Genomic DNA, 25,787 nt, shown 5'->3' with positions numbered 1-25,787 from the left:
GCGATGACCGTGGCCCTCACCGGACGAACCGCGCTCCTCGCCGCCATCGGCGCTCTGCCCGTTGGCATCCTCGCCCCGAGCTGGACGGGAATGCTCGCCGTCAACGCCCCCCTTTCACTCGCAATTCTGTGCGACTACGCTCTCGCCGCGCCAGTGCGAACGCTCCGATTCACTCGAAGTGGTGACACAAACGTTCGACTCGGTGACAGCGCAGAAGTGCATGTCACCGTTACGAACCCGTCCCGCCGACGCCTACGCGCCCACCTCCGTGACGCCTGGCCGCCCAGCAGCTGGCTCCCCGGAACGGAGCAGAAGGCTTCGCGGCACCCGCTGACGGTCCCGGCCGGCGAGCGCCGGCGCCTCACCACCGTCCTCCGCCCCACCCGCCGGGGCGACCGGCACGCCGACCGCATCACGGTCCGCTCCTACGGCCCCCTCGGCCTCGCCGCCCGACAGGGCAGTCACCAGGTCCCGTGGACCGTCCGCGTCCTGCCACCCTTCGCGAGCCGCAAGCACCTCCCGTCCAAACTGGCCCGGCTCCGCGAACTCGACGGCCGGACCAGCGTCCTCATCCGCGGCCAGGGCACCGAGTTCGACAGCCTCCGCGAGTACGTGCCCGGCGACGACACCCGCTCCATCGACTGGCGTGCAACGGCCCGCCAGAGCACCGTCGCCGTCCGCACCTGGCGCCCGGAACGAGACCGTCACATCCTCGTCGTCCTCGACACGGGCCGCACCTCGGCCGGCCGGGTCGGCAACGTGCCGCGCCTCGACGCGTCCATGGACGCCGCGCTCCTCCTCACCGCCCTCGCCTCGCGGGCCGGTGACCGCGTGGACCTCCTGGCGTACGACCGCCGCATCCGCGCCCTCGTCCAGGGCCGTTCCGCCAAGGACGTCCTGCCTGCCGTCGTCGATGCCCTCGCCCCTCTCGAACCCGAACTCGTCGAGACCGACGCGCGCGGCCTCAGCTCCGCCGCCCTCACACACGCCCCGCGGCGGTCGCTCATCGTCCTGCTGACAAGTCTGGAAGCGGCCCCGATCGAAGAAGGGCTGCTCCCGGTGCTGTCGCAGCTCACCCAGCGCCACACCGTCCTCGTGGCAGCGGTCTCGGACCCGCACACGGAGGACATGGCGAAAGCGCGCGGCCATGTCGACGCGGTGTACGAAGCCGCCGCCGGCGCCCAGAGCCAGGCACAACGGCTCCGCACGTCGGAACAGTTGCAGCGCCACGGCGTGACCGTCGTGGACGCCACCCCTGACAGCCTCGCTCCGGCACTGGCCGACGCGTACCTCGCGCTGAAAGCGGCCGGCCGCTTGTGAGGGGCGGCGCGTTACGCGCGCCGCCCCGTAAACGCAGGAAAGCCCCGCACCAGAAGGTGCGGGGCTTTCCCACAATGATTGTTCGGCGGCGTCCTACTCTCCCACAGGGTCCCCCCTGCAGTACCATCGGCGCTGAAAGGCTTAGCTTCCGGGTTCGGAATGTAACCGGGCGTTTCCCTAACGCTATGACCACCGAAACACTATGAAGATATCCGAACTACAACCAGCCACCCCAAACAAACAAGGGGTGTGGGAGTTCGTTACTTCAGAACTAACACAGTGGACGCGAGCAACTGAGGACAAGCCCTCGGCCTATTAGTACCGGTCAACTCCACCCATTACTGGGCTTCCATATCCGGCCTATCAACCCAGTCGTCTACTGGGAGCCTTACCCTCTCAAGGAGGTGGGAATACTCATCTCGAAGCAGGCTTCCCGCTTAGATGCTTTCAGCGGTTATCCCTCCCGAACGTAGCCAACCAGCCATGCCCTTGGCAGAACAACTGGCACACCAGAGGTTCGTCCGTCCCGGTCCTCTCGTACTAGGGACAGCCCTTCTCAATATTCCTACGCGCACAGCGGATAGGGACCGAACTGTCTCACGACGTTCTAAACCCAGCTCGCGTACCGCTTTAATGGGCGAACAGCCCAACCCTTGGGACCGACTCCAGCCCCAGGATGCGACGAGCCGACATCGAGGTGCCAAACCATCCCGTCGATATGGACTCTTGGGGAAGATCAGCCTGTTATCCCCGGGGTACCTTTTATCCGTTGAGCGACGGCGCTTCCACAAGCCACCGCCGGATCACTAGTCCCGACTTTCGTCCCTGCTCGACCCGTCGGTCTCACAGTCAAGCTCCCTTGTGCACTTACACTCAACACCTGATTGCCAACCAGGCTGAGGGAACCTTTGGGCGCCTCCGTTACCCTTTAGGAGGCAACCGCCCCAGTTAAACTACCCATCAGACACTGTCCCTGATCCGGATCACGGACCCAGGTTAGACATCCAGCACGACCAGAGTGGTATTTCAACGACGACTCCACCTGAACTGGCGTCCAAGCTTCACAGTCTCCCACCTATCCTACACAAGCCGAACCGAACACCAATATCAAACTGTAGTAAAGGTCCCGGGGTCTTTCCGTCCTGCTGCGCGAAACGAGCATCTTTACTCGTAGTGCAATTTCACCGGGCCTATGGTTGAGACAGTCGAGAAGTCGTTACGCCATTCGTGCAGGTCGGAACTTACCCGACAAGGAATTTCGCTACCTTAGGATGGTTATAGTTACCACCGCCGTTTACTGGCGCTTAAGTTCTCAGCTTCGCCCCACCGAAATGGAGCTAACCGGTCCCCTTAACGTTCCAGCACCGGGCAGGCGTCAGTCCGTATACATCGCCTTACGGCTTCGCACGGACCTGTGTTTTTAGTAAACAGTCGCTTCTCGCTGGTCTCTGCGGCCACCCCCAGCTCACCGTGTAAAACGGATCACCAAGTGTGGCCCCCCTTCTCCCGAAGTTACGGGGGCATTTTGCCGAGTTCCTTAACCATAGTTCACCCGAACGCCTCGGTATTCTCTACCTGACCACCTGAGTCGGTTTAGGGTACGGGCCGCCATGAAACTCGCTAGAGGCTTTTCTCGACAGCATAGGATCATCCACTTCACCACAATCGGCTCGGCATCAGGTCTCAGCCTTAACGTGTGACGGATTTGCCTATCACACGGCCTACACCCTTACCCCGGGACAACCACCGCCCGGGCTGGACTACCTTCCTGCGTCACCCCATCGCTTACCTACTACAGGTCTGGTCCGTCGGCTCCACCACTTTCCTTTCCCCGAAGGGTCCGGAACGGCTTCACGGACTTAGCATCGCCTGGTTCGATATTGGGCGTTTCAAAGCGGGTACCGGAATATCAACCGGTTGTCCATCGACTACGCCTGTCGGCCTCGCCTTAGGTCCCGACTTACCCTGGGCAGATCAGCTTGACCCAGGAACCCTTAGTCAATCGGCGCACACGTTTCTCACGTGTGTATCGCTACTCATGCCTGCATTCTCACTCGTGAACCGTCCACAACTCGCTTCCGCGGCTGCTTCACCCGGCACACGACGCTCCCCTACCCATCACAGCGGGCGTTGGCCCGTATGCTGCAATGACACGACTTCGGCGGTACGCTTGAGCCCCGCTACATTGTCGGCGCGGAATCACTTGACCAGTGAGCTATTACGCACTCTTTCAAGGGTGGCTGCTTCTAAGCCAACCTCCTGGTTGTCTCTGCGACTCCACATCCTTTCCCACTTAGCGTACGCTTAGGGGCCTTAGTCGATGCTCTGGGCTGTTTCCCTCTCGACCATGGAGCTTATCCCCCACAGTCTCACTGCCGCGCTCTCACTTACCGGCATTCGGAGTTTGGCTAAGGTCAGTAACCCGGTAGGGCCCATCGCCTATCCAGTGCTCTACCTCCGGCAAGAAACACACGACGCTGCACCTAAATGCATTTCGGGGAGAACCAGCTATCACGGAGTTTGATTGGCCTTTCACCCCTAACCACAGGTCATCCCCCAGGTTTTCAACCCTGGTGGGTTCGGTCCTCCACGAAGTCTTACCTCCGCTTCAACCTGCCCATGGCTAGATCACTCCGCTTCGGGTCTTGAGCGCGCTACTAAATCGCCCTGTTCGGACTCGCTTTCGCTACGGCTTCCCCACACGGGTTAACCTCGCAACACACCGCAAACTCGCAGGCTCATTCTTCAAAAGGCACGCAGTCACGACACAGAGACAAGTCTCTGTGCGACGCTCCCACGGCTTGTAGGCACACGGTTTCAGGTACTATTTCACTCCGCTCCCGCGGTACTTTTCACCATTCCCTCACGGTACTATCCGCTATCGGTCACCAGGGAATATTTAGGCTTAGCGGGTGGTCCCGCCAGATTCACACGGGATTTCTCGGGCCCCGTGCTACTTGGGTGTCTCTCAAACGAGCCGTTGATGTTTCAGCTACGGGGGTCTTACCCTCTACGCCGGACCTTTCGCATGTCCTTCGCCTACATCAACGGTTTCTGACTCGTCTCACAGCCGGCAGACTGTGAAAGAGAGATCCCACAACCCCGCATGCGCAACCCCTGCCGGGTATCACACGCATACGGTTTGGCCTCATCCGGTTTCGCTCGCCACTACTCCCGGAATCACGGTTGTTTTCTCTTCCTGAGGGTACTGAGATGTTTCACTTCCCCTCGTTCCCTCCACACTGCCTATGTGTTCAGCAGTGGGTGACAGCCCATGACGACTGCCGGGTTTCCCCATTCGGAAACCCCCGGATCAAAGCCTGGTTGACGGCTCCCCGGGGACTATCGTGGCCTCCCACGTCCTTCATCGGTTCCTGGTGCCAAGGCATCCACCGTGCGCCCTTAAAAACTTGGCCACAGATGCTCGCGTCCACTGTGCAGTTCTCAAGCAACGACCAGCCACCCATCACCCTGCCGTACAAGACGAACAGGTTCACTGGGGCCGGCATCGCAGAAGGGCGAGCAACGCTCGCACCCTCAGACACCCAACAGCGTGCCCGGCACGATCAGATCAGGTTCACGTTCCACGCCGAAGCAGTACTAGTGACCCTCACGAACCGTGCCGAATAATCAACGTTCCACCCATGAGCAACCAGCATCGGACGTTCGCCGATGTTCTGGCCTCTGACCAGCCGTAGCTGGTGAGAAGTGCTCCTTAGAAAGGAGGTGATCCAGCCGCACCTTCCGGTACGGCTACCTTGTTACGACTTCGTCCCAATCGCCAGTCCCACCTTCGACAGCTCCCTCCCACAAGGGGTTGGGCCACCGGCTTCGGGTGTTACCGACTTTCGTGACGTGACGGGCGGTGTGTACAAGGCCCGGGAACGTATTCACCGCAGCAATGCTGATCTGCGATTACTAGCAACTCCGACTTCATGGGGTCGAGTTGCAGACCCCAATCCGAACTGAGACCGGCTTTTTGAGATTCGCTCTGCCTCGCGGCTTCGCAGCTCTTTGTACCGGCCATTGTAGCACGTGTGCAGCCCAAGACATAAGGGGCATGATGACTTGACGTCGTCCCCACCTTCCTCCGAGTTGACCCCGGCAGTCTCCTGTGAGTCCCCATCACCCCGAAGGGCATGCTGGCAACACAGAACAAGGGTTGCGCTCGTTGCGGGACTTAACCCAACATCTCACGACACGAGCTGACGACAGCCATGCACCACCTGTATACCGACCACAAGGGGGCGACCATCTCTGGCCGTTTCCGGTATATGTCAAGCCTTGGTAAGGTTCTTCGCGTTGCGTCGAATTAAGCCACATGCTCCGCTGCTTGTGCGGGCCCCCGTCAATTCCTTTGAGTTTTAGCCTTGCGGCCGTACTCCCCAGGCGGGGAACTTAATGCGTTAGCTGCGGCACCGACGACGTGGAATGTCGCCAACACCTAGTTCCCAACGTTTACGGCGTGGACTACCAGGGTATCTAATCCTGTTCGCTCCCCACGCTTTCGCTCCTCAGCGTCAGTAATGGCCCAGAGATCCGCCTTCGCCACCGGTGTTCCTCCTGATATCTGCGCATTTCACCGCTACACCAGGAATTCCGATCTCCCCTACCACACTCTAGCCTGCCCGTATCGAATGCAGACCCGGGGTTAAGCCCCGGGCTTTCACATCCGACGTGACAAGCCGCCTACGAGCTCTTTACGCCCAATAATTCCGGACAACGCTTGCGCCCTACGTATTACCGCGGCTGCTGGCACGTAGTTAGCCGGCGCTTCTTCTGCAGGTACCGTCACTTTCGCTTCTTCCCTGCTGAAAGAGGTTTACAACCCGAAGGCCGTCATCCCTCACGCGGCGTCGCTGCATCAGGCTTTCGCCCATTGTGCAATATTCCCCACTGCTGCCTCCCGTAGGAGTCTGGGCCGTGTCTCAGTCCCAGTGTGGCCGGTCGCCCTCTCAGGCCGGCTACCCGTCGTCGCCTTGGTAGGCAATTACCCCACCAACAAGCTGATAGGCCGCGGGCTCATCCTTCACCGCCGGAGCTTTCCACCACTGAGGATGCCTTCAGTGGTCGTATCCGGTATTAGACCCCGTTTCCAGGGCTTGTCCCAGAGTGAAGGGCAGATTGCCCACGTGTTACTCACCCGTTCGCCACTAATCCCCCACCGAAGTGGGTTCATCGTTCGACTTGCATGTGTTAAGCACGCCGCCAGCGTTCGTCCTGAGCCAGGATCAAACTCTCCGTGAATGTTTACCCGTGATCGGGTTGACACTCGCGTTGAGCGGAACCGGAGGGGAGGAATAGTCCCCTCGGTTCACAGCGTCCTCGCTGTGTTTTCTTCAAAGGAACCTCGACCATCCGTTGGATGGACGGGGTATCAACTAATCTGGCGTTGATTTTTGGCACGCTGTTGAGTTCTCAAGGAACGGACGCTTCCTTTGTACTCACCCTTGCGGGTTTTCCTCCGGGCGCTTCCCTTCGGTATTTCGTGTTTCCAACCCTACCAGATCCTTTTTCCGTTCCGTTTCCGGTTCGGATTCTGTTTCCGGTGGCCGTTGGAGGGGCCTTTGCCTTTCGGCTGATCCGACTTTATCAGAATCATTTCGGCCGACCTAATCGGCGTTCGTGATTCGGATAAGGAATCGGATTGGCTCCGCGGGAATGAATTCCGGCCGGAGCGAGAGAGACTCTAACGTCCGCACTCGCACTGTGTCCAGTCCGAGGCAACCGTTCAAATCTACCTCCCCGTCCCACCCGTGTCAACGGGTTTTCGGGGCGAAGAGGAGACTAGCAGTTCAGTGGGGTCCGACGCACATCAGGCAGCGACGGGTAGCTCCGCGCTGCGGTCGGGGGTGTCGACGTCGCCCGTCTCGCCGGCTCGGACGGCGCGGCCGCCGAGGACATACACGTACGCGAGGAAGGTCAGCTCGGCTGCGACGCCGATGGTGATGCGGGCCCAGGTCGGAACGCCCGAGGGGGTCACGAAGCCTTCGATCAGACCGGAGACGAACAGGACCAGGGCCAGGCCGAGCGCCATGCCGAGGGCGGCGCGGCCCTGCTGGGCGAGGGCGGTTCTGCGGCTTTGGGGGCCCGGGTCGATGAGTGTCCAGCCGAGGCGCAGTCCCGTACCGGCCGCGACGAAGACGGCCGTCAGTTCCAGCAGGCCGTGCGGAAGGACGAGGCCGAGGAAGGTGTCGAGTCGGCCCGCCGAGGACATGAGGCCGAGGCCGACGCCCAGGTTGAGCATGTTGAGGAACAGGATCCAGAGCACGGGTACGCAGAGGAAGGCGCCGAGGACCAGGCACATCGCGGCGGCCTGCGCGTTGTTCGTCCACACCTGTGCGGCGAAGGAGGCCGCCGGGTGGCTGGAGTAGTAGGTCTCGTACTCACCGCCCGGCCGTGTCATCCGGCGCAGCTCCTCGGGCGCCGCGATGGAGCCCTGGACTTCGGGGTGGGTGCTGATCCACCAGCCGATGACCACGGCGAGGAGCGTGGAGAGGACGGCCGTGGGGATCCACCAGTGGCGCGAGCGGTAGACCGCCGCGGGAAACCCGGCCGTCAGGAAGCGGGCCGCGTCGCGCCAGGAGGCGCGTCGGGTGCCGGTGACCGTGGCGCGGGCGCGGGCGACCAGCTGGGTGAGGCGGGCCGTGAGCATGGGGTCCGGGGCGCTGGACTGAATGAGGGAGAGGTGGGTGGCGGTGCGCTGGTAGAGAGCGACCAGTTCGTCGGCCTCGGCCCCGGTGAGGTGACGGCCCCGTCCCAGGAGGTGGTCCAGGCGGTCCCACTCCGCGCGGTGGGCGGTGACGTAGACGTCGAGGTCCATGATCGGCTGCTGCTCCAGGCACTGGTGCGTACGGTTCGTACTACTGCGGCGCGCTGATGGTCAGCTTGGCAGACTGGCGTTCGGAGGGGTCGGGGAAGGCCGGAGAAGGGTGGGCGCTGTGACTGGGGTTGTGACGGGGGACGCGGTCGTACTCGGCCTGCGGCCGGCGAGGCTGCCGAGCCGGGCGCTGGCCCTCGTCGTGGATCTCGTCGTGGTGTGGACCGCCTATCTGCTGGTGTCCATCGGGCTGGGCGTGGCGACCGCTTCCCTCGACGAGGCGGCCGTCATGGCGGTGTCGATCGCGACCTTCCTCCTCGTCCTGGTGGGCGCTCCCATAGCGGTGGAGACCCTGACGCGCGGGCGTTCGCTGGGGAAGCTCGCGTGCGGCCTGCGGGTGGTCCGGGACGACGGCGGGCCGATCCGGTTCAGGCACGCGCTGGTGCGGGGGGCAATGGGGGTCGTCGAGATCCTGATGACCTTCGGTGTCGTGGCGTGCATCGCTTCGCTCGTGTCCGCCAGGGGCCGGCGGATCGGCGACGTCTTCGCCGGGACGCTGGTCGTGCGGGAGCGGGTCCCGTCGGCTCGGGTCACGGCCGTGCCGCCTCCGCCGCCCTGGCTGGTGGGGCGGTTCGCGCGGCTCGACCTGTCGGGGGTGCCGGAGGACCTGTGGCTGGCGATACGGCAGTACCTGACGCGGATGGGGCAGCTGGACGCGGCGGTGGGGCGGGCGCTGGCGGAGCGGCTGGCCGACGACCTGGTGGCGCGTACGGGTGCGCCTCCGCCGCCCGGGGTGCCCGCGGCGGCGTATCTGGCCGCGGTGGTGAACGAGCGGCAGGCACGTGACGCGCGGCGGGCGTTCGCCCCGAGCGGCGGTGGGGCGGCCGGGGGCGCGGCCGCCGGGGCAGGCGCTGCGTCGGCCGTAGACCCGACGGCGGGGCCGGGGCCGGGTCGGGTGCCGGGTCCGGTGGGTGGTGTCGCCGGTGCCGGGGGTGCTCGGGATGTGCGGGGTGGCGAGTCGGAGGGCCGGGGCGGGCCGCCGGCCGAGGGCCCGGGTGCGCCGCCGGCCACCGGGTTCGCCCCGCCGGCCTAGGGAGTGCGGGACCCGTGGGGCGCCGTGGCCGGGGGCTGGGTCAGGGGAAGACCGACGGCGGGGTCTCGAGGTCTTCGAGCTCGACGCCGGGGGCGGCGAGAACGACGTCCCCGGCGATGTGAACCGTGTGCTGCTCGCCCGTGTCGAGGGCGTTGACCTGGTATTCGTCCACGGTCAGGGGGCCGTTGTCAGTGGCGTGCGCTTCACTTCTGATCAGGGCCCACGACTGGTCGACCGTGCGGGGGGCGAGGACCGGGTCGGTGAAGGCGACGAGGCGGACTCGGGTGGGGGGAGAAGCGGGGGTGAGGCGCAGCAGGCGGGTTGTGGCGATGTAGAAGGCCGGGGACGTGCCGGTGAAGGCGTGGGCGCGCACATTGCCTTCGGTGGCGTGTGTACCGGTGGGGTCGGTACGGACCCAGGTGACGCCGTCGAGGGCGGCGCCGCGGACCTGCCAGCTCGCGGCGTGGAGTTCGAGCCGGAGGGGGCGGCCGAGGTCGTCGAGGGTGAGGTCGACGGAGCCGGTGACGGTGGGCTCCTGGTGGCCGGTGCCGGGCCCGTTGCCAGTGGGGCCGGCGGATGGGGTGGTGGTCTGGGCGACGTAGCGCCAGCCGGAGGGGCCGGGCGCGCAGTGGAAGTGCTCTTCACCGAGGGGGGTGTGATCGTGCGGGTCGTGGAGCGAATAGCGGCCGCGGGGCATGGGGTCTCGGGTCCTCGGGATCGGCGGTAGGGGTACGCCCTGGTACGGGGCAGGCCCCCGGCACGGGGGTGCGGGGGCCTGCCTGGTACCTGCTGCCGTGATCGGCTGCTGCGGACGTGCGTCAGTGCACGGGCGCCGTCAGTAGCGGTAGTGGTCGGGCTTGTAGGGCCCTTCGACCTCGACGCCGATGTAGGCGGCCTGCTCGGGGCGGAGCGTCGTCAGCTTCACACCGAGCGCGTCCAGGTGCAGGCGGGCGACCTTCTCGTCCAGGTGCTTGGGCAGCACGTAGACGTCGGTCGGGTACTCCTCGGGCTTGGTGAACAGCTCGATCTGGGCCAGCGTCTGGTCCGCGAAACTGTTCGACATCACGAACGAGGGGTGACCGGTGGCGTTGCCCAGGTTGAGCAGCCGGCCCTCCGACAGCACGATGATCGTCTTGCCGTCGGGGAAGGTCCACGTATGGACCTGCGGCTTGACCTCGTCCTTGACGATGCCCGGGATCCTGGCCAGACCGGCCATGTCGATCTCGTTGTCGAAGTGACCGATGTTCCCCACGATCGCCTGGTGCTTCATCCTGGCCATGTCCGCGGCCATGATGATGTCCTTGTTACCGGTCGTGGTGATGAACAGGTCGGCCTGGCCGATCACCTCGTCCAGGGTCGTGACCTGGTAGCCGTCCATCGCCGCCTGCAGCGCGCAGATCGGGTCGATCTCGGTGACGATCACACGGGCACCCTGGCCGCGCAGCGACTCCGCACAGCCCTTGCCGACATCGCCGTACCCGCACACGACCGCGACCTTGCCACCGATCAGGACATCCGTGGCCCGGTTGATGCCATCGACCAGCGAGTGCCGGCAGCCGTACTTGTTGTCGAACTTCGACTTCGTCACCGCGTCGTTCACGTTGATCGCCGGGAACAGCAGCGTGCCGTCCCGGTGCATCTCGTACAGACGGTGCACACCCGTCGTGGTCTCCTCCGTCACACCACGGATCTCCGAGGCGAGACGGGTCCACTTCTGGGGGTTCTCGGTGAGGGTGCGGTTGAGGAGCGTGAGGATGTGGCCGTACTCCTCACTGTCCGCGGTGGAGGGGTCCGGGGCCTCGCCGGCCTTCTCGAACTCGACGCCCTTGTGGACGAGGAGGGTGGCGTCACCACCGTCGTCCAGGATCATGTTGGGGCCGCCGGTGGGCGTGTTCGGCCAGGTCAGGGCCTGCTCGGTGCACCACCAGTACTCCTCCAGGGTCTCGCCCTTCCAGGCGAAGACCGGAACGCCCTGGGGGTTGTCCGGGGTGCCGTTCGGGCCGACGGCGATGGCCGCGGCGGCGTGGTCCTGGGTGGAGAAGATGTTGCAGGAGGCCCAGCGGACCTGGGCGCCGAGGGCGACCAGCGTCTCGATCAGGACGGCGGTCTGCACGGTCATGTGCAGGGAGCCGGTGATGCGGGCGCCGGCGAGCGGCTGGGTCTCGGCGTACTCCTTGCGGATCGCCATCAGGCCCGGCATCTCGTGCTCGGCGAGGGTGATCTCCTTGCGGCCGAACGCGGCCAGGGAGAGATCGGCGACCTTGAAGTCCTGTCGGTTGACGACAGTCGTCATTTCGAGCTGCTCCTCGTGTTGGGTCGAGGGTGGGTACGGCTGGCTCTGCGAGGTGACTGGACACAAGGATGCCCGGTGCTCGCAGTGCAGTCGTCGGAGGCCCTCTCTCCCTCGGCCGGTCCGTCGTGGACCGCCCGACCGCCATCAGCAGCGACGTCTGGCTCTCGTCCCGAATCTACACCGATCGGCCCACGGGCCCACAGTCCGCCGGGGATCCTCCGGGCGGGTACGGGGGCCGGGCGGGGCACGGAGAAGGCCCCCGTCCCTTGCGGGGCGGGGGCCTCGGTCCCCCGCGTCAGGGGGTGGGGCTGATGGACTTGGTGTCGCGGTAGATGTCCGGCTCCAGGTAGATCACGCGGGCGATCGGGACGGCGGCACGGATGCGGCTCTCGGCGGCGTCGATCGCGCGGGCCACCTCGGCGGCCGTGTCGTCGTGCTGGACGGCGATCTTCGCGGCGACGAGCAGTTCCTCGGGGCCGAGGTGCAGCGTGCGCATGTGGATGACGCGGGTGACGCTCTCGTCGTCGACGAGCGCCTGCTCGATCTTCTTGACGTCATCGGTTCCGGCGGACTCGCCGAGCAGCAGCGACTTGGTCTCGGCGGCGAGCACGATCGCGATGACGATGAGCAGGACGCCGATGCAGAGGGTGCCGATGCCGTCCCAGACGCCGTTGCCGGTGGCGAGCGCCAGGCTGACGCCGACGAGGGCGAGGATCAGGCCGACGAGCGCGCCGAGGTCCTCCAGCAGGACGACCGGGAGCTCGGGCGCCTTGGCGCGGCGTACGAAGTCCTTCCAGGACAGCTGGCCGCGGACCTGGTTGGACTCCTTGATGGCCGTACGGAAGGAGAAGGTCTCCGCGATGATCGCGAAGACGAGGACGCCGACCGGCCAGTACCAGGCCTCGATCTCGTGCGGGTGCTTGATCTTCTCGTAGCCCTCGTAGAGGGCGAACATGCCGCCGACGGAGAAGAGCACGATCGAGACGAGGAAGGCGTAGATGTACCGCTCGCGGCCGTAGCCGAAGGGGTGCTGGGGTGTGGCCTCGCGCTGGGCCTTCTTGCCTCCGACGAGCAGCAGGCCCTGGTTGCCGGAGTCGGCGAGCGAGTGGACGCTCTCGGCGAGCATCGAGGACGAACCACTGAAGAGGAACGCCACGAATTTGGCCACAGCGATCGCCAGATTCGCGGCGAGGGCCGCCACGATCGCCTTGGTTCCGCCTGACGCGCTCATGCCTGCGGGTGTCCCTTCCTAGATGCTGCTGGGGGGTGGTTCGTACGGCCGCACATTGTTGCAGCAGCGGGGTCGGGCGGTGCGTCAGGCCACCACTGTGGCCCGGAAGGCCGTTCCCGTACCGGACAGTTCGGCTTTTTCGCCCGCGGGGATGAATACGGACTGGCCGGGCGTCAGGGACAGTTCGTTGGCGCGGGGGTTCCCGGACGTCGCGAGGACGATCTGGGGGGTGGGGGCGGTGATGTCGACGGGGGCGGCGCCCTCGGACCGTACGTACCGGGAGAGGCGGAACTCGTCGGTCGGCGTTTCGTAGACCTCTTCGCCGGACGGGGAGGCTTCGGGGCGAAGGACGCCGGGGTCGTGGGCCTCGAAGCGGACGACCTTGAGGAGTTCGGGGACGTCGACGTGCTTCGGGGTGAGGCCGCAGCGCAGGACGTTGTCGGAGTTGGCCATGATCTCGATGCCGAGGCCGGCGAGGTACGCGTGCGGGACGCCGGCGCCCAGGTGGAGCGCCTCGCCGGGCTGGAGCCGGACGTGGTTGAGCAGCATGGCGGCGAGGACGCCGGGGTCGCCGGGGAAGTGGTGCGCGAGGACGGCGTACGGGGCGTGGGCGCCGCCGAGCCGGTCGCAGGCGGCGGCGGTCTCGTCGACGGTGGCCGCCATGTCGGCGGGGTCGGCGGACAGGATGGCCGTCAGGACCTCGCGGAGGGCCGCGTCCTCGGGGTGGGCGTGGAGGAGGTCGACGTACGGCTTGAGCGAGTCGACATCGAGCGCGGCGAGCAGGTCGGCCGTGCGGTCGGGGGCGCGGAAGCCGCAGAACCCCTCGAACGGGGTGAGGGCGCAGATGAGTTCGGGCTTGTGGTGGGGGTCCTTGTAGTTGCGGTGGGGCGCGTCGACGGGGACGCCGGCGCGCTCCTCTGCGGCGTAGCCCTCCCGTGCCTGCGCCAGGTCGGGGTGGACCTGGAGGGAGAGCGGGGCGCCGGCCGCGAGGACCTTGAGGAGGAAGGGCAGGCGGGGGCCGAACCGGGCGACGGCGGCGGGGCCGAGCTCGCGTTCCGGGTCGGCGTCGATGACGGCGGACAGCGGTTGCTCCCCCTGTCCGGCGCGCGTGACGCGGGAGGGGGCGCCGGGGTGGGCACCCATCCACAGCTCGGCCTGGGGTTCGCCGGTGGGGGCGACGCCGAGCAGTTCCGGGATCGCCGTCGTGGAGCCCCAGGCGTATGGGCGGACGGTGTTGGAGAGGCGGTCCATGCGTCGTCTTTCCTTGCGTCGTGCGTGCCGTGCTTGCCGTGCGGCCGCGCGGGCCGCCGGGACGGCCGGGCGCCGGCCGTCAGGTGGTGGTGCGGCGGGAGGCCAGTGCCAGGTAGACGGCGGCGAAGTCCGTCACCGCGAGGAGCTCCGCGAGGCCTTCCAGATCGATGGAGCCGTTGCCGGCGGGGGCGGGAGCGGGGGCGGCTGCCGGACCGGGGCCGGTGCCGGGCGCGCCCGGTGCGCCTGGGGTGCCCGGTGTGCCCGGTGCTCCGGGTGCGGGGCCGTTCGTGCCGTCGGCGCCGGTGGGGCTGTTGCCGGTCGTGCCGTCGCCGGCGCTCGTGGCGTCCCCGGGTTCGAGTTCGCTGATGGTGGTGTCGTGGCTCAGCGCGAGTTCGCGGGCGGCGGGGGCGGCGGTGAGGCCGCCGGCCGGGCGGTCGCGGAGCAGGACGACGCGGGCGTGCAGGGCCTGCGCCTCGTCGACGCGGTCGCGGAAGAAGTCGTCGGGGTCGGCGCCGCCCGCGAAGTCGCCCGCGAGGAGGCCGCGGTGCGCGGCGAGCGCCTCCGGGAGCTCGGCCGCGAAGGCCGGCCGGCCCGCCAGCTCCCCCAGGACGGCGGCGAACCGGCTGCCGACCGGGGCGGCCGTGACCCCCTCGGTCCAGATCAGCGGCAGGGTGTCGGCGAGTTCCGCCGCGAGCGTCTTGGCGGGGTTGCTGTACGTGGCGACGGCCGGACCGCAGCGTTCGGCGGTGCGGTCGAGGCGGTCGGCGACCCTCTGGAGGGCGTCCGCGGACGCGCTGACCAGACCGACCCGGTCGAGCAGCGCCAGGAGCGGGGTGAGCAGCGCCCACAGGGCGGCGGGGCTCGCCTGCTGCGCCTCCTCGTCGGTCAGCTCGTGCGGGGCGACCGCCATGGGGACGACCAGCCCGTGCGCACCGTCGACGGCCTCGGCGAGCGGGGAGCGGCGGGGGGCGACGGCGACGATGGTGACGCCGCGGCGGTAGGCCTGCTCGGCGAGCAGGGCGAGTCCGGGCTCGGTGCCGTCGGTCGTGGTGATCAGCAGCAGGTCGACCGAGCCGGCCCAGCCGGGGAGCGTCCAGCGGAGGGCGCCGGAGGCGGCCGCGACCCCGGTGGAGTGCAGGCGGGCCACGGGCGCGGCGGCGCCGGCCAGGGCGGCCACCAGGTCGGCGACGCAGGCGGCGGCGGTGCCGGGGCCCGCGGTCAGGATGGCGCGGGGGCGCCCCTCGGGGTTCAGCTCGGTGACGCCCGCTTCGGCGGCGTGGCGAGCGGCGGTGCGTACCCGCGCGCCGGCTTCGGCGGCCCCGCGGAGGAGACCGCGGCGGTCGACTCGGGCCAGGGCGTCCGGGTCGTCGAGCAGCGTCTCGTCGAGCATGGGGTGGGGCCTCCGATCGCCGTGCGGGTGAGGTGCGGTGCGGCGCGGCGCCGGGATGAGCGGCGCCCTTTGCGGTGCGCGTTACGGGTTGCCCGTGGACGGTGCGGTACGCGTGGCGGGGCGGCGGTCTCGGTGGGCGCCGGGCGCGGGGCGGCGCGAGGCGCGCGGTGTGCGGGACCGGGCGTCCGGGTGTCCGGGCGTCCGGGCGCCGTCAGGCCCGGGCGCCGTCAGGCGGGGCGGCGGGCCTCGTCCACGAGGAGGACCGGGATGTCGTCCCGTACCGGGTAGGCCAGGCCGCAGTCCTCGCCGGTGCAGATCAGCTCGGGGGTCTCGGCTGCCGTGCGGTCGCTGAGCGGCGCGTGGCAGGCCGGGCAGGCGAGGATCTCCAGGAGGCCGGCTTCGAGCGGCATGGGGCGGGTCCCTTCGGGCGGATGGCTGCTGGGGTGGCGCTGATGCGTGTACAGCAGCGTGTCAGTGCTGCGTGGTGCTCGATGCGCGTGCCTGGCGGTACGCGATCGGCCAGGTCAGCCTACCGCCGGGGCGCACGGGATGTGGCTTTGGCGGGGGCGGGGTCGTCCCCGCCCCTGGCGTCCCGCCGGGAGCTGTGCCCCCGGCGGGCGCCGAGCGGTGTCAGGGCAGGCGGACGAGGGCGAGGACCTCGTCGCGGACGCGGGCCATCGTGGGCTCGTCGGCGGCCTCGACGTTCAGGCGCAGCAGCGGTTCCGTGTTGGACGGGCGGAGGTTGAACCACCAGTCGGGACCGGTGACCGTGAGGCCGTCCAGGTCGTCGGTGGTGACGCCGTCGCGGGAGGCGAACGCCTCGCGGACCGCCGCCGTACGGCCCGGCTGGTCGGCGACCGTCGAGTTGATCTCGCCGGAGCCGGTGTAGCGGTCGTACGAGGAGACCAGCTGGGACAGCGGCCCGTCCTGGCCGCCCAGGGCCGCCAGGACGTGCAGGGCGGCCAGCATGCCGGTGTCCGCGTTCCAGAAGTCGCGGAAGTAGTAGTGCGCGGAGTGCTCGCCGCCGAAGATCGCGCCGGTACGGGCCATCTCCTCCTTGATGAAGGAGTGGCCGACCCGCGTGCGGACCGGCGTCCCGCCGTTCTCGCGGACGACCTCGGGGACGGACCACGAGGTGATCAGGTTGTGGATGATCGTGCCCGTGCCGCCGTTCCTGGCCAGCTCGCGCGCCGCGACCAGCGCGGTGATCGCCGACGGGGACACCGGGTCGCCCTTCTCGTCCACCACGAAGCACCGGTCGGCGTCGCCGTCGAAGGCGAGGCCCAGGTCGGCGCCCTCCTCGCGCACCCGCTGCTGGAGGTCCACGAGGTTGGCCGGGTCCAGCGGGTTGGCCTCGTGGTTGGGGAACGTGCCGTCGAGCTCGAAGTACAGGGGCACCAGGTCCAGCGGCAGGCCCTCGAACACGGTGGGGACGGTGTGGCCGCCCATGCCGTTGCCCGCGTCGACGACGACCTTCAGCGGCCGGACGGACGTGAGGTCCACCAGGGTCTTCAAGTGGGCGGCGTAGTCGCGGAGGGTGTCCCGCTCGGTCAGCTCACCGGTCCTCGCCGCCGGTGCGGGGGCGCCCGTCTCCAGCCACCGCTCGACGAGCGCGCGGATCTCCGCGAGGCCGGTGTCCTGGCCGACGGGGGCCGCGCCGGCGCGGCACATCTTGATGCCGTTGTACTGGGCGGGGTTGTGCGACGCCGTGAACATGGCGCCCGGCAGCCCGAAGCTCCCGGAGGCGAAGTACAACTGGTCCGTGGAGCACAGGCCGATCAGCGTCACGTCCGCGCCCCGCCGCGCCGCGCCGCGCGCGAACGCGCCGGAGAGGCCGGGCGACGAGGGGCGCATGTCGTGGCCCACCACGATCGCGTCGGCGCCCGTCACCTCGACGAACGCGGCGCCGAGGAGCTCCGCCAGCGGCTCGTCCCACTGATCCGGCACGACTCCGCGGACGTCGTACGCCTTCACGATCTTCGACAGATCGACTGTCACTTACCCGTACCCTCCTGCAAGCCCCGTGTGTCCCACGAAGTGGAGCACACAAACTACCCGGCGGTCGCGGAGGGCGGTGGGTCAGGAGTCGGGAGAGCGCAGCACCCGCAGGTGGCCGCGGCGCCCGACCTCCACCGGGTCACCGGCCCGGCCGCCCGGCTTGCCACCGGCCTGCGCCGCGCGTTCCTGCGGGCGGGCGGCCTCGCGTACGGCGTTGGCGAGCGCCTCGAGGTCGTCGCCGCTGGGGCGGGCGGGGGCGGAGCCGTCCGAAAGGCGGACGACCTCCCAGCCGCGCGGCGCGGTCAGGCGCTCGCTGTGCTCGGCGCACAGGTCGTAGCAGTGGGGCTCGGCGTAGGTGGCGAGCGGGCCGAGAACCGCTGTCGAGTCGGCATAGACGTACGTCAGTGTCGCGACGGCAGGGCGGCCGCACGCGGTGCGCGAACAGCGACGTACAGGGCTCACGACGTTGGACGGTACCGCACTCTTGAGCGGGCCGCGATGACTCTCCACCAGGTCACTCGCCCGTGTCGCGGTGTGACGTCCCGCACAGGGGCTTCCGGAAACGCTTCGCTGACCTGCGCGGAAGGTCCCGTCCCGGCGGGCGGGCGGCTCGGTCGCCGAACACCACCCCGAACGAATCCGGTCAATCCCGACGAGCCGACCGATCGGCCCGACGTGCCGAATCGCGCCGAAGCGTGGCCGGAATGCTCAATCGGCGACACGTCGTGGGCATGGCGCGCGGCACGATCGTCGTACGCCGGGGAGAGCTACCCTGCCTCAGTGATGGACAGTCCCGTACCGCCCCGCCCGGCCGAGCCCCGGCCGCGCCGCCGAGACCGCCACGGCCGCGGCATGCGCGGGCCCGTCGCCCCGCCCCAGGTGCCGCTGTCGCTGAGCCGCGCGGACACCTTCCGCGATCTGGTCCAGGACTCGGTGGAGCGGCTGGAGCGGCGCTGGCCGCAGCTGGCCGACGTCGACTTCCTCGTCCTGGAGGTGCCGGTGGCGCCCGAGGAGTCGGTGCCGCTGGGCGTCTCCGTCCCGGCCGGCCGGGACCGGCCCGCGCGGATCATCGTCTACCGGCGGCCGGTCGAGCTGCGCGCCAAGAGCCGGGACGAGCGTGCGCTGCTGGTCCACGAGGTCGTCGTCGAGCAGGTCGCCGAGCTGCTCGGGCTGTCCCCCGAGTCGGTCGACCCCCGGTACGGGCAGGACTGACGCACCGGTCGCCCGCCCGGCGCCGCACGGTCGTGTGCGGCGCCGTCCGGTTCAGTCGACCAGTACCGACAGCTGCTGCCGGGCCGCCGGGACCTCCACCGTGCCCCGGTCGTCGGCGAGGGTCTGCACCGTGAACATCGGGACGCCGTCGTCCGGTTCGGCCAGCATGCGCGACGCGTGCACCGGGCCGCCCGACACGGTCTCGACGGTCAGCGCGTACGAGCCCTTGAGCCCGGCGGGCACCGGCGGCGGCACCGCCAGCGTCGTCCCGGCCTTGACCGTGTACGTCTTGGTGACCGGCGTCCCGCCCTCGGTGCCCGCCGACGCGGTGACCCTGACCTCCGCGGCCCCACCGGGAGCGGTCAGCGACAGGGTGGTGCCCTTGTCGCGGTTGTCCGCCACCGTCGCCCGCTCCCCCACCGGGCCGGTCGCCGGGATGAACGCCACCTCCTGGTCGTCGCCCTTGCCGCGCACGACCCGCAGCGCGGCGACCACCGGGGTGGCCTTCCCCTTCTGCGACGGGGACAGCAGCAGCGACCCGGCCTCGCCGCGGGTGAGGTCCTTGAGGTCGACGGCCGCCGTCATCCCGGCCTTCACGTGCAGGCTCTCGGCCGCGGCCGGGGTGATCGTGCCGGTCGGGCTGGCGAGCTGGATCTTCAGGTCGGCGTCGTCCTCGCCCGGTGCGTACGCCACCAGTCGTACGGACGTGGCGTCCGCGGGGACGCCGGGCAGGACCAATGTCCCGGCCGGGTCGGCCGACGCGGGCAGCCAGTCGCTGCCGAGCTTCTCGTCGGCGGAGCGCACGACCGCGCCGACCCGCCCGCTGCGGGTGGTGACGTGGACCGTGAGGTCCTCGGCCGCCGGGCCGGTCGTCAGCGTGGACAGCAGGACCGGCACGCCGGACCGGGCCGGCACCGTGACACCGTCGGTGAGCTGGGACTTCAGGGCTCCGTCGGGCCCGTACAGCTCGATGTCGACGACGGTGGCCGTGTCGTCGGGGTTGGTCAGGTGGACGTAGTCGGCGCGCTGCCGGGCCGTCGAGGCGCCGGGGAACCACAGGTCCGTGTCGGGCGCGGTGCAGCTGAGGCCGAGCAGCCCGCGTGCGCCGCCCGCGGGGACCTTGGTGGTCTGCTGGGTGGTCCAGCCGGGCGCGAGCCGTCCGGAGGCGGAGCCGACGAGGGCGGGGGCGTCACCGCCGTCGGCCTCGGCGGTGACCGGCTTGCCCGGCTGGTTGAGGGTGAGGACCGGTTTGCCGGCGGCCGGGGCCTTCTTGGGAGCGCCGGCCTTCTTGCCGTCGGCCGTCGTCTCGGCGGTGGCGGCGGACGGCTTCAGCTCCGCCTGCCCGGCGGCGTCGCCGGTGGCGGCCGCGCCGCTCCCGCCCGCGCCGGCCGGGGTGTACGAGGTGTACACCGTCTCGGCGACCTCGGAGTTGCTCGGCGCGGGGCAGAGCAGGCTGGAGCGCTCGACCGGCATCCGCGCGGGGGCCTTGGCGGCCGCCGGCGCACCCGCCCCGCTCTCCGGGGTGGTCAGGGCGGCGAACCCGGTGATCGCGGCGAGGGCGGTGACGGCGGCGGCGAGGGAGAGGGCGGTGCGGTTCACTGGTTGCTGCTCCCGTCGGGACGCTGCTCGTTGTCGTACTCGTAGCCGTAGTTCGGGGACTGCTCGTACGGACCGGGCGGGTACTGCTGGTCGTAGGGGCCCTGCTCGTACGGGCCCTGCTCCTGCTCGTACGGCTGGGCGTACTGCTGCGGGTACTGGCCGGGCTGCTGCTCGTACTGCTGCGGGTACTGCGGGTACTGCTGTTGCTCGGGGTACTGCTGGTACGAGTCGGCCTGGTACTGCTCCTGGCCGGCCGGGTACGCGGCGTACGACTGGCCGTCCCATTCGCCGTAGGAGGGCTGCTGGGGGACGCCCGCCGCGTAGGGGTCGGCGTCCGGTACGGGAGCGGCGGGGGCCGGCGCGGGCTCGGGAGCCGTCTCGGCCCCGGACGCCCCCGCTGCCTCGGCGGCCGCGGCCGCCCGCAGCCTGCGGGCCCGGCGGCCGTCGCCCGCCAGGTCCTCGGCGGTCACGGCCGGCTGCTCCTCCTCCGGCAGGTCGTCGTCCACGTCCCGGCGCCGCCCCGGCAGGGCCAGCACCAGCAGGACCACGGCCAGGAAGACCTGCGTCCAGATCCAGGCGGTGTGGCCGAGGGAGTCCTCGTACGTCAGGTCCAGGCGGCCACCGCCGGCGGGCAGCTCGAAGCCCTGCGCCCAGCCGTCGACGACCGTCTTCTTCAGCGGGCGGCCGTCGATCGTGGCCTGCCAGCCGTCGTCCGCGCGGTCCGCGAGCCGCAGGACGCGCCCCTCGCCGCCCTCGGGGATGTCGGTGTGCGCCTCGACCGGACCGGCGGCGACGGGCAGCCGCTCGCCCTTGCCGTCGCCGCCCGGGACGATGGTGACCCGGGCGATCTGGCCGTCGACGCCCCACAGCGCGACGCCGTCCAGCTGGCTGAGCCGGGTCAGCCCGGGGGTGGCGTCCAGGACACGGCTGGTCTGGCGCGGCGCCCCGTCCCGGACCAGGACGTACCGGATCGCGAAGCCGCTCAGCTGGTCGGTCTGGTCCGCCCCGGAGCCGGCGACCAGGTGGGCGACGACCTTGTCGAGGCGCGGGTCGCCGCCGCCCGCCGCGGTCAGCTCCGCGTCCCCGAGCCGGGCCCCGGAGCCGCGGACCAGGGTGTAGGGGACCTCGGCGGACGAGGTGCCGCCGAGGACGAGGGTGCGCGGCTGGTCCCGGGTGTCGCTCTCCGCGGCGACGAACGCCGGTACCTGCACCGGGTCGCGCCGCTCCAGCGGTCCGGCCGCGCCGCCGATCATCCAGCCGGCCGCGGAGACCACCGGTCCGGCCGCGGCGGCCAGGGCGATCAGCACCGCGACGGGCTGGCGCCAGCCGAAGCTCTGGGTGGCGACGCGCGTGCGGCCGCCCTCCGCGCCGAGCATGCCCGCGGCCAGCAGCGCGATGCCGTACACCAGCGTGGCGGGGCCGGCCCAGCCCGAGCCGCCGCCCGAACCGTTGAGCAGCACCGCGAAGACGAGGGCGACGACGGCGGTGACCCACGCCGTACGGATCGCGAACCGCCGCTCGGCCCTCAGCAGTGCCGCGAGCGCCGCGAGAACCACGCCGATCAGGACGAGCCCGCCGACCGCCTTCGGCCCGCCCGGCGAGACGCCGAGCAGGTCGAGCGGGGTCGCCGCCCCCGTACCGAACGCGATCCCGGCCTCCCGGAGGAGGGCGGACGGGTCGGTGAGCAGCGACAGCGACCAGGGCGCGAGCAGCAGCAGCGGGGTACCGGCGACGGCCAGGAAGCGCAGCCCGTACGCGACGAGGTCGTCGCGCCGCAGCGCCAGCACTCCCAGGCCGAGGACGACCGCGAGCGGCCAGACGACGGGCGTGAACGCCATGGTGAAGGTGAGCAGGAAGGCGTACGCCCAGGTGGCGCGCCAGCTGCCGCGCCCGTCGCCGCGCAGGCCGTGCGCGGCGACGGCGGCCCGGGCGATCAGCGGCAGCAGGACCGCGAGGACGGCCGTGCCGAGCCGCCCGGTCGCGAGCGCGCCGGTCGCGGCGGGCAGGAACGCGTACGCGACGGCGCCCCAGGCGCGCAGCAGCCGGGACTCGACCAGGGAGCGGGAGGCGAAGTACGCGGTGACGCCGGCCAGCGGCACCGAGCAGACGAGGAGCACGGTGAGCGCGAGGCCGGTGGAGCCGAGGAACAGCGCGGAGAGGGCGGCGAGGAGGGCGAGGTACGGCGGCGCGGTCTGTGTGCCGCCGGTGCCGAGCGGGTGCCAGGCGTCCGCGTAACGGCTCCAGAGGTCCCCGACCCCGTCGGGGACGGGCAGCAGCGCGCCGCCCGCGAGGGAGCCGCCGCCGAACAGGCCGCGGCAGGCGACCAGCGAGGCGACCAGCAGCAGGGCGAAGAGGACCGGACCCGGTTTGCGGGCGATCTTCTTGAGGCGGGCGAACTGCTCGATCTCCAGGTAGTCGGCGTCGTCGCCGCCGGGGCCGGACTCGACGGCCCCGTGCCGCGAGCCGCCCGAATCGGCCTCCGTGCCGCCGAAGTCGGACACGAACTGCTCGACGGTGGCGCGGACGGTGGCGCCGGGCGGCGGGAACAACGGGCGCAGTTCGGACGCCTCGACGGCCCGGCTCTTCCTCCGGCGCCGGGCCGCGATGATCCGTTCGGGCCGCAGCAACGTGCCGAACAGGCCCGTCACTTCGTCGACGGCCTGGCCGGGCGCCTTGCCCACGAGGTAGGCGAGGGTGCGCAGGAGGGTGCCGACGACGAGGCGGAGGAGGACCCAGGGGAAGGCGACGCCGCGGGCGTTGGCGAGCAGCGTGTAGACCGCGCCCGCCTTGTCGACGCGGTGGGGGCTGGCGACGGAGCGGCCCGCGCAGTCGACGGTGCGCCGCTCGCGGGCGGACGCCTCGGCGTGCCGGAGGACGGCGTCGGGGGCGACGAGGACGCGGTGGCCGGCGGCGTGGGCGCGCCAGCACAGGTCGACGTCGTCGCGCATCAGGGGCAGGCGCCGGTCGAAGCCGCCGAGCTCCTCGAAGACGTCGCGGCGGATGAGCATGCCGGCGCTGGAGACGGAGAGCACGGGGCGGACCTGGTCGTGCTGGCCCTGGTCCTGCTCGCGCCGGTCCAGCCCGGTCCAGCGGCGGCCGCTGTTGGCGATGGAGACGCCCACTTCGAGGAGCTGCTTGCGGTCGTACCAGCCGCGCAGCTTGGGGCCGATGATCGTCGCGTACGCGTCGCCGTCCGCGACGCGGAGCAGCTCGGCGAGGGCGCCGGGTTCGGGGGCGGCGTCGTCGTGGAGCAGCCACAGCCACTGCACGGGCTCGCCGTGCGGCAGCTCCGGCATGTCGTACGCCTCATCGCGCCAGGTCCTGCTGACCGGGTCCCAGCCGCTGGGCCGCTTCAGGTACGGCAGGTCCTCGGGGCCGAGCACGGGCGCGGTGCGCGCGGCCTCGTCGACGGCGGTGCCGAAGCCGGTGCGGCGCGCGAGGTGGAGCACCCGGTCGTCGCCGATCGCCTCGGTGACCAGCCGCGCGGAGTCGTCGGCGCTGCCGGTGTCGGCGGCGACGACGTTCTGTACGGGGCGTTCCTGGCCGAGCAGCCCGGCGATGACGTCCGGCAGCCACCGGGCGCCGTCGTGGGACACGAGCACGGCGGTGACGACGTGCCGCGGGAACTCGGGCTGCTGCGCGGGGGAAGCGGGGCTGAACGCGGCTGTGGTGGCGGACATCGGGTTACGGGCCCTCCGGCCGGGGGTCGCCCGCGGGGGGCGTTGGAGCGTCTCGGACGGAGGCCCACACTAATGGCTGGCACGACACCGGTCCGCCGCCTGTGGACACAGCCGGGCGGCGGACCGTTCTTTACGTACGTGTGTGCGCGGTTTGGCCGCTCGGCGCCGGCCGGCGGGCGGGGCGCACCCCTGCCGGACCAGTCGCCGGGCCGTGGCGCGGGCCCGTGTCGGGCCCGGTGGGGCGCCGGGCCTCGCGGGCGCCGGCGCGGCGGTGCGGTGGGCTTCGGCGGCCGGGGTCACCGGCCTCGCGGGGCCCGGTCGCGGTCGCCGGTCGGTGGCGGCGGTCGCCGGTCGTGGCGGCGGCGCCGGAGGGCGGCGGGCGGTGGCGTCAGACCGCGGCCTTTTTCAGCCGGCGGCGCTCCCGCTCCGACAGCCCGCCCCAGATTCCGAATCTTTCGTCATTGGCGAGCGCGTACTCGAGGCATTCCGAACGGACTTCGCAGGCGAGGCAGACCTTCTTGGCCTCGCGAGTGGATCCGCCCTTCTCGGGGAAGAAGGACTCCGGATCCGTCTGGGCGCACAAGGCGCGCTCCTGCCAGCCGAGTTCCTCATCCGCGTCCTCGACCAGCAGTTCCTGGAACAACTCGGTCATGTGCGCCCCTCGTCGGTCTTTGCGTCCCCGTGAAGTGGCCGTTTGTCGAATTTTCCGGCCGAACGACACGAGTGAAATTACAAGTGCGGTGCTCCGGGCCAGTCAAGCTGGGATCTGCTATTGGGCCCGGTATTCACTCTGCGGAACCAAGGCTATGCGGAAAGTGTTCAAATCAGCAAAATTGAGACACATGCCACCGCCCCGCCCGCATCCCCCCTTTCACCACCTCTTCCAGGGAGGACGCCCGCCGCTTCGATCTTGTTGCGGTCGAACCCGCGAAGCGACCCGGATCACAGTCAGGTCACGGCGGCGCGGCAACGTTTGTGCGGACGGTTGCAGCGGCATGTGTCCTGGCTTCCGCCAGCACAAACCTTTCTCCGGACGGAGTAACCGGATGAGGTGAAACATTGCGGCCAAACCGGGCATTGGGTTGACAGACGGAATCCGGCCGGTCACCTTTGATGGCATGCCAGCGACCTCAGTGCTCCCCGCGACCCGCACCGGTGGGTCCCGCAGCGCTGCCCGGGCTCTCCAGCCGCTGTGTCGCTGCCGCTGTCGCTGTTCCAGCTGTTGATGCCGTAGCGCTCCAGCCGCCTCTCCCCAGCGCCTGTTTTCCGCCTTCCCCGCGTGTACCCGTACCGCTTCCGGTTTCCGGACCCGTTTCTCTCGAGGAACCCCGCACCCCATGAACAGCGACAGCCCCACCAGCGACAGCGACCTCCAGATCGCCGGCGACATCCTCGCCGTACAGCACCTTCTGCAGCCCGCCAAGGCCCATCCCTCCACCGTGGCCGAGTTCGCCGGACTGGCCCGCTCCATCGCCGCCGACCGGACCCAGTGGGCCCACCTCGTCGAGTACGACGCCACCACCCGCTGGTACCACCGGCTGCGCACCGGACCGGGTTACGAGGTGTGGCTGCTGTCCTGGGTGCCCGGACAGGGCACAGGTATGCATGATCACGGCGACTCTTCCGGCGTACTGACCGTCCTCGACGGCGAACTGACGGAACGTACGGAAAAAGGGGCCCGCGTGCTCACCAGTGGCGCACAGCGCGTCTTCGCCCCCGGGTACGCGCACGACGTCGTCAACGACTCGCTCGAACCGGCCGTCAGCCTGCACGTCTACTACCCGGGCCTGACCGACATGCCGATGCACGCCACCGCCTGCGCCGCCCCGGCGGACGAGGACGTCGCCGTCGTCTGACGGGCCGGCCCGCCGCCGCGCCCACCACCCCTCAAACGATCAGG

At 69.8% G+C, this 25,787-nt stretch carries 16 protein-coding genes and 3 rRNA genes; 4 read left to right on the top strand and 15 right to left on the bottom strand.

Translation table 11 applies throughout. The annotated features are described in order from the left end of the window. The first annotated feature begins 9 nt into the window (after nucleotides 1-9). A complete protein-coding gene (locus EIZ62_RS20130) occupies nucleotides 10-1,320 on the top strand; it encodes a DUF58 domain-containing protein (protein WP_156696507.1) in 1,311 nt (436 codons plus the stop codon). A gap of 80 nt (nucleotides 1,321-1,400) precedes the next feature. Here EIZ62_RS20130 and rrf read toward each other — a convergent pair. The 4 genes from rrf to EIZ62_RS20110 form a co-directional block, all read right to left on the bottom strand. Further along, nucleotides 1,401-1,517: ribosomal RNA gene (gene rrf, locus EIZ62_RS20125) — 5S ribosomal RNA — on the bottom strand. A 98-nt stretch (nucleotides 1,518-1,615) separates the two neighbouring features. Further along, a 23S ribosomal RNA gene (locus EIZ62_RS20120) occupies nucleotides 1,616-4,736 on the bottom strand. Nucleotides 4,737-5,039: 303 nt separating this feature from the next. Further along, nucleotides 5,040-6,567 (bottom strand): 16S ribosomal RNA (locus EIZ62_RS20115). The 16S, 23S and 5S rRNA genes sit together here, the layout of an rRNA operon. A 568-nt stretch (nucleotides 6,568-7,135) precedes the next feature. Continuing rightward, nucleotides 7,136-8,143 (bottom strand): stage II sporulation protein M, encoded by a 1,008-nt coding sequence (locus EIZ62_RS20110; RefSeq protein ID WP_156694034.1) that lies wholly within the window; start codon nucleotides 8,141-8,143, stop codon nucleotides 7,136-7,138. 118 nt (nucleotides 8,144-8,261) lie between these two features. On the opposite strand from EIZ62_RS20110, the gene EIZ62_RS20105 reads away from it, so the two are divergent. Then, nucleotides 8,262-9,233 (top strand): RDD family protein, encoded by a 972-nt coding sequence (locus EIZ62_RS20105; RefSeq protein ID WP_244375834.1) that lies wholly within the window; start codon nucleotides 8,262-8,264, stop codon nucleotides 9,231-9,233. Nucleotides 9,234-9,273: 40 nt separating this feature from the next. On the opposite strand, the gene EIZ62_RS20100 is transcribed toward EIZ62_RS20105, so the two are convergent. The 8 genes from EIZ62_RS20100 to EIZ62_RS20065 all read right to left on the bottom strand — a co-directional run bounded on the left by EIZ62_RS20100 (nucleotide 9,274) and on the right by EIZ62_RS20065 (nucleotide 17,906). Continuing rightward, the gene (locus EIZ62_RS20100; protein ID WP_156694033.1) at nucleotides 9,274-9,930 is read right to left on the bottom strand and encodes a hypothetical protein; all 657 of its coding nucleotides are present in this window, start codon (nucleotides 9,928-9,930) and stop codon (nucleotides 9,274-9,276) included. Between the two features lie 138 nt (nucleotides 9,931-10,068). Further along, entirely contained in the window at nucleotides 10,069-11,526 is a 1,458-nt protein-coding gene (ahcY, locus tag EIZ62_RS20095; protein WP_156694032.1) for an adenosylhomocysteinase, read from the bottom strand. A gap of 295 nt (nucleotides 11,527-11,821) precedes the next feature. Next, nucleotides 11,822-12,757: a cation diffusion facilitator family transporter gene (locus tag EIZ62_RS20090; RefSeq protein WP_156694031.1), complete on the bottom strand. Its 936-nt coding sequence runs from the start codon at nucleotides 12,755-12,757 to the stop codon at nucleotides 11,822-11,824. An 84-nt stretch (nucleotides 12,758-12,841) separates the two neighbouring features. Continuing rightward, nucleotides 12,842-14,008, bottom strand: a complete 1,167-nt coding sequence (manA, locus tag EIZ62_RS20085; RefSeq protein ID WP_156694030.1) for a mannose-6-phosphate isomerase, class I — start codon at nucleotides 14,006-14,008, stop codon at nucleotides 12,842-12,844. A 79-nt stretch (nucleotides 14,009-14,087) separates the two neighbouring features. Beyond that, complete coding sequence (locus EIZ62_RS20080) at nucleotides 14,088-15,398, bottom strand: SIS domain-containing protein (protein WP_244375832.1); 1,311 nt, start codon at nucleotides 15,396-15,398, stop codon at nucleotides 14,088-14,090. Between the two features lie 227 nt (nucleotides 15,399-15,625). Continuing rightward, nucleotides 15,626-15,808, bottom strand: a complete 183-nt coding sequence (locus EIZ62_RS20075) for a Trm112 family protein (RefSeq protein ID WP_030350970.1) — start codon at nucleotides 15,806-15,808, stop codon at nucleotides 15,626-15,628. A gap of 220 nt (nucleotides 15,809-16,028) precedes the next feature. Beyond that, nucleotides 16,029-17,396: a phosphomannomutase/phosphoglucomutase gene (locus tag EIZ62_RS20070; protein WP_156694029.1), complete on the bottom strand. Its 1,368-nt coding sequence runs from the start codon at nucleotides 17,394-17,396 to the stop codon at nucleotides 16,029-16,031. 81 nt (nucleotides 17,397-17,477) lie between these two features. Further along, entirely contained in the window at nucleotides 17,478-17,906 is a 429-nt protein-coding gene (locus EIZ62_RS20065) for a DUF3499 domain-containing protein (protein WP_156694028.1), read from the bottom strand. Nucleotides 17,907-18,179: 273 nt separating this feature from the next. Between EIZ62_RS20065 and EIZ62_RS20060 the strand changes: the two genes are divergently transcribed. Beyond that, nucleotides 18,180-18,608 (top strand): metallopeptidase family protein, encoded by a 429-nt coding sequence (locus EIZ62_RS20060; RefSeq protein ID WP_156696505.1) that lies wholly within the window; start codon nucleotides 18,180-18,182, stop codon nucleotides 18,606-18,608. A 51-nt stretch (nucleotides 18,609-18,659) separates the two neighbouring features. Here the strand turns inward: EIZ62_RS20060 and EIZ62_RS20055 are convergent, their stop codons facing one another. The 3 genes from EIZ62_RS20055 to EIZ62_RS20045 all read right to left on the bottom strand — a co-directional run bounded on the left by EIZ62_RS20055 (nucleotide 18,660) and on the right by EIZ62_RS20045 (nucleotide 24,539). After that, nucleotides 18,660-20,207 (bottom strand): DUF5719 family protein, encoded by a 1,548-nt coding sequence (locus tag EIZ62_RS20055; protein WP_156694027.1) that lies wholly within the window; start codon nucleotides 20,205-20,207, stop codon nucleotides 18,660-18,662. Then, the gene (locus EIZ62_RS20050; protein ID WP_156694026.1) at nucleotides 20,204-23,887 is read right to left on the bottom strand and encodes a glycosyltransferase family 2 protein; all 3,684 of its coding nucleotides are present in this window, start codon (nucleotides 23,885-23,887) and stop codon (nucleotides 20,204-20,206) included. Before EIZ62_RS20050 ends, EIZ62_RS20055 begins: the two co-directional genes overlap by 4 nt. 388 nt (nucleotides 23,888-24,275) lie before the next feature. Further along, the gene (locus tag EIZ62_RS20045; RefSeq protein ID WP_023588371.1) at nucleotides 24,276-24,539 is read right to left on the bottom strand and encodes a WhiB family transcriptional regulator; all 264 of its coding nucleotides are present in this window, start codon (nucleotides 24,537-24,539) and stop codon (nucleotides 24,276-24,278) included. A 685-nt stretch (nucleotides 24,540-25,224) separates the two neighbouring features. On the opposite strand from EIZ62_RS20045, the gene EIZ62_RS20040 reads away from it, so the two are divergent. Next, nucleotides 25,225-25,743, top strand: coding sequence for a cysteine dioxygenase (locus tag EIZ62_RS20040; RefSeq protein ID WP_156694025.1), 519 nt, complete (start codon nucleotides 25,225-25,227; stop codon nucleotides 25,741-25,743). Nucleotides 25,744-25,787: the final 44 nt, after the last annotated feature.

It is taken from the genome of Streptomyces ficellus, from assembly GCF_009739905.1.
Lineage (GTDB): Bacteria > Actinomycetota > Actinomycetes > Streptomycetales > Streptomycetaceae > Streptomyces > Streptomyces ficellus_A.
Note: the sequence above shows the minus strand (reverse complement) of the source record. Positions and strands in the feature narration are given on the sequence as shown.

What these genes read in the sequence shown, in the direction of transcription:
- EIZ62_RS20040 (WP_156694025.1), top strand. Translation starts at nt 25,225, where the DNA reads ATGAACAGCGACAGCCCCACCAGCGACAGCGACCTCCAGATCGCCGGC.
- manA (WP_156694030.1), bottom strand. Translation starts at nt 14,008, where the DNA reads ATGGACCGCCTCTCCAACACCGTCCGCCCATACGCCTGGGGCTCCACG.
- EIZ62_RS20100 (WP_156694033.1), bottom strand. Translation starts at nt 9,930, where the DNA reads ATGCCCCGCGGCCGCTATTCGCTCCACGACCCGCACGATCACACCCCC.
- ahcY (WP_156694032.1), bottom strand. Translation starts at nt 11,526, where the DNA reads ATGACGACTGTCGTCAACCGACAGGACTTCAAGGTCGCCGATCTCTCC.
- EIZ62_RS20050 (WP_156694026.1), bottom strand. Translation starts at nt 23,887, where the DNA reads ATGTCCGCCACCACAGCCGCGTTCAGCCCCGCTTCCCCCGCGCAGCAG.
- EIZ62_RS20110 (WP_156694034.1), bottom strand. Translation starts at nt 8,143, where the DNA reads ATGGACCTCGACGTCTACGTCACCGCCCACCGCGCGGAGTGGGACCGC.
- EIZ62_RS20080 (WP_244375832.1), bottom strand. Translation starts at nt 15,398, where the DNA reads ATGCTCGACGAGACGCTGCTCGACGACCCGGACGCCCTGGCCCGAGTC.
- EIZ62_RS20060 (WP_156696505.1), top strand. Translation starts at nt 18,180, where the DNA reads ATGGACAGTCCCGTACCGCCCCGCCCGGCCGAGCCCCGGCCGCGCCGC.
- EIZ62_RS20090 (WP_156694031.1), bottom strand. Translation starts at nt 12,757, where the DNA reads ATGAGCGCGTCAGGCGGAACCAAGGCGATCGTGGCGGCCCTCGCCGCG.
- EIZ62_RS20075 (WP_030350970.1), bottom strand. Translation starts at nt 15,808, where the DNA reads ATGCCGCTCGAAGCCGGCCTCCTGGAGATCCTCGCCTGCCCGGCCTGC.
- EIZ62_RS20045 (WP_023588371.1), bottom strand. Translation starts at nt 24,539, where the DNA reads ATGACCGAGTTGTTCCAGGAACTGCTGGTCGAGGACGCGGATGAGGAA.